We start from the raw sequence: 3,641 nt of genomic DNA, 5'->3' as shown, positions 1-3,641 counted from the left end.
TTCTTACCAACTTGCTCAAGCTGGTTTGAAAGTTGCTGTATTAACTAAAGTATTCCCAACACGTTCGCATACTGTAGCAGCGCAGGGTGGTATCGGTGCCTCTCTTGGTAACATGCAAGAAGATAACTGGCACTACCACTTCTACGATACAGTTAAAGGTTCTGACTGGTTAGGTGACCAAGACGCGATTGAATTCATGACGCGTGAAGCACCTCAAGTGGTTTATGAACTTGAACACTTAGGTATGCCATTTGACCGTAACGCAGACGGTACAATTTACCAGCGTCCATTCGGTGGCCACTCTGCAAACTACGGTGAGAAAGCAGTTCCACGTGCATGTGCTGCAGCTGACCGTACCGGTCACGCACTTCTTCATACGCTTTATCAAAGCAACGTGAAAATGGGCACCCAATTCTTCGTAGAATGGATCGCGCTTGACCTGATTCGTAACGAAGCAGGTGATGTACTGGGCGTAACAGCAATTGACCAGGAAACTGGTAAAATTGCAGTATTCCAGGCAAAAGCGACATTGTTCGCAACCGGTGGTGCGGGTCGTGTTTACCGTGCATCTACAAACGCTTATATCAACACTGGTGACGGTCTTGGTATGGCTGCTCGTGCAGGTATTCCATTGCAAGATATGGAATTCTGGCAATTCCACCCAACGGGTGTCGCGGGCGCAGGCGTATTGTTAACTGAAGGTTGTCGTGGTGAAGGTGCAATCCTTCGTAACAAAGACGGCGAACCGTTCATGGAACGTTATGCTCCAACTTTGAAAGACTTGGCGCCACGTGACTTCGTATCACGTTCTATGGACCAGGAAATTAAAGAAGGTCGTGGTTGTGGTCCTAAAGGCGATTATATTCTGCTTGATATGACGCACTTGGGTGCGGATACAATCATGAAGCGTCTTCCATCTGTATTCGAGATTGGCAAGAAATTCGCGAACGTGGATATCACTAAAGAGCCAATTCCGGTAGTACCAACAATCCATTACCAAATGGGTGGTATTCCGACGAATATTCATGGCCAGGTTGTTGTTCCTGAAACTCGCGAAACTGAAGCGCTTGTTACTCACTACGACAAAGAAAATGACGTTTACTCAACCAATCAAGAAGGCCGTGACTTCACTAAACCAGTGAAAGGTTTTTATGCAATCGGTGAATGTTCATGTGTATCTGTACATGGTGCAAACCGTCTAGGTACCAACTCACTGCTTGACTTGGTTGTATTTGGTAAAGCTGCGGGTGAACACATCATCGACTACGTGACTAAACACCACGGTGATGAATACGCTCCACTTCCTACAACTGTGCTTGAGCAAACTGTTGCCCGTATTCGTAAGCTTGATGAATCAGCTTCGGGTGAAAATGCGCAAGACGTTGCTGATGCAATCCGTGACATCGTTCAAGACCATGCTGGTGTATTCCGTACATCTGCACTGCTTGAAGAAGGTGTAAAACAGATTCTTGCAATTGAGCCACGTGTTCGCAATATTCATTTGAAAGACAAATCTAAAGTATTCAACACTGCACGTATTGAAGCACTTGAAGTTGAAAACTTGTATGAAGTTGCTAAAGCAACGCTAATTTCTGCTGCTGCTCGTAAAGAGTGCCGTGGTGCGCATACTGTAGTTGACTTTGAAGAGTCTCCAGATCATCCAGCTTACCCTTATGGTCGTCGTGATGATGAGTGGATGAAGCACACATTATGGTTCTCAACTGATAACCATCTTGAGTACAAGCCAGTGCGTTACCGTCCATTGTCGGTTGATGCAATTCCACCTAAACCACGTACATTCTAATTAGGAGAAGTAAGATGAGTAGAGGTACTCGTACATTTAATATCTACCGCTACGATCCCGATAAGGATAAAGCACCGTACATGCAAACTTTTAAACTTGAGTTGACAGACAAGCACCGTATGTTGCTTGATGCTCTGCTTGCGTTGAAAGTACAAGACGAATCTTTAACGTTCCGTCGTTCATGCCGTGAAGGGATTTGTGGTTCTGATGGTGTAAACATCAATGGTAAAAATGGTTTGGCGTGTCTTTGGAACCTGAACGATTTACCAGAAGTAATCACTATTCGTCCGCTACCAGGTCTGCCTGTGATTAAAGACTTGGTTGTAGATATGAATCAGTTCTACGATCAGTACAACAAAATTCATCCATTCTTGATCAACAACCAGCCTGCGCCAGCGAAGGAGCGTTTACAGTCTCCTGAAGAGCGTGAGCACCTGGATGGTCTGTATGAATGTATTCTTTGTGCATGTTGTTCAACTGCATGCCCATCATTCTGGTGGAACCCGGACAAGTTCCTGGGTCCTTCAGCATTGTTGAATGCATACCGCTTTATCATCGATTCACGTGATACAGCAACTCAAGATCGTTTGGCTCGTCTTGACGATCCATTCAGCTTGTTCCGTTGTAAAGGTATCATGAACTGTGTTTCAGTTTGTCCTAAAGGTCTTAATCCAACTAAAGCCATCGGTCACATCCGTAGCATGTTGTTAGACCAAGCAGGTTAATCTGTCCCAGTCAAAAAAAGCACACCTCATGGTGTGCTTTTTTATGCTTTTAATAATTATGGATATCGTTCTGATACTAAATAACTATACGAATAGAGAGGGGGGCAGGGTGTGCAGAAGTTTTTTAAAAATATATAATTGATTAAAACTGAAGCAGAGATATGCTGAAAAATGATCTGATTGTTGTGAGATTGTTGTGAGATTGTTTGAATTGGCGATTAAAGCGCTAATCGTAAGCTTGAATCTGCAAAGTTGAGATTAAAATGTTATCATATAACGTATATAAAGAGGGCCAGTTTAAATATTGTGCTCTCTTTTGTTATATGTGCCGAAGTGGGGTAGGACTTTGGTCTAGATTGAATCTAATTATGAGATAAAGCACCATATATTAGATGAAAATACTGCGTATGTATTTCGCTGAGTTATGAGAGGTATGTGTCAAAAAAATCAATTGTAACTGGAGAACATGTTACGATTTGACACAAAGCTATATTTAAAAAAAGCGCTTAATTTACGTACATTTTTTCAACATCGGAAATTATGTATAAGGTTTATAAATAGATATAAATCGCTTTAGAAAAACTAAGTCATGTAGTTATTTTTTCTAAGTCGATTTGCAAAAAATTGCTCGGTTTTGGCCGAGTATTTAAATGAGTGATGATGCCAATGAGGGCGTTATGATTCATTATTCACATTGGGTTATTCCTAATGTATTGATAACGCCTCATGGCTTATGCCTGATGGGGACTAATGTCATGTTACCAATTTGACATTATTAATCATGGGTTCGCTTAAAAAGCATCCTGAAAATGTTTTTGCAATAGGAAATGGGTCCACAAATGCAAGAAGTTGCTGACGCACTGCGTCTTGACACTGAACTTAGCGCTGACAGTGCAGCGTATATTGAAGAACTTTATGAGCAGTATTTAACGTCACCAGACTCAGTAGGAGCTGACTGGCAGGAATACTTCGGTAAATTCCCTAAAGGTGATCAACCACATAGCAATGTACGTGAGCAATTCCTTTTATTAGGTCGCAACTCAAGTCGCGTTCAACCTGTGATTCAAAGTGCTGTAAGTTCTGAGCATGAACGTCGTCAAATTGGCGTTTTA

The 3,641-nt window shown here is 42.3% G+C and carries 3 protein-coding genes and 1 pseudogene; all 4 read left to right on the top strand.

Translation table 11 applies throughout. The features are described 5' to 3' along the window. Positions 1 to 1,804, top strand: a 1,804-nt coding sequence (sdhA, locus tag B2Y23_RS08475; protein WP_291370211.1) for a succinate dehydrogenase flavoprotein subunit, incomplete at its 5' end; no start/stop codon positions are given. A gap of 14 nt (positions 1,805 to 1,818) precedes the next feature. Beyond that, on the top strand, positions 1,819 to 2,529 hold the full coding sequence (locus tag B2Y23_RS08470) for a succinate dehydrogenase iron-sulfur subunit (RefSeq protein ID WP_291356272.1): 711 nt from the start codon (positions 1,819 to 1,821) through the stop codon (positions 2,527 to 2,529). 595 nt (positions 2,530 to 3,124) lie between these two features. After that, positions 3,125 to 3,215, top strand: a pseudogene (locus B2Y23_RS15490) (hypothetical protein); the annotation flags it as partial. Positions 3,216 to 3,368: 153 nt separating this feature from the next. Then, on the top strand, positions 3,369 to 3,641 hold a 273-nt coding region (locus tag B2Y23_RS08465; RefSeq protein WP_291370213.1), incomplete at its 3' end, for a 2-oxoglutarate dehydrogenase E1 subunit family protein.

Origin of the sequence: Acinetobacter sp. UBA5934 (assembly GCF_002430855.1) — a bacterium.
Taxonomy (GTDB): Bacteria; Pseudomonadota; Gammaproteobacteria; order Pseudomonadales; family Moraxellaceae; genus Acinetobacter.
Note: the sequence above shows the minus strand (reverse complement) of the source record. Positions and strands in the feature narration are given on the sequence as shown.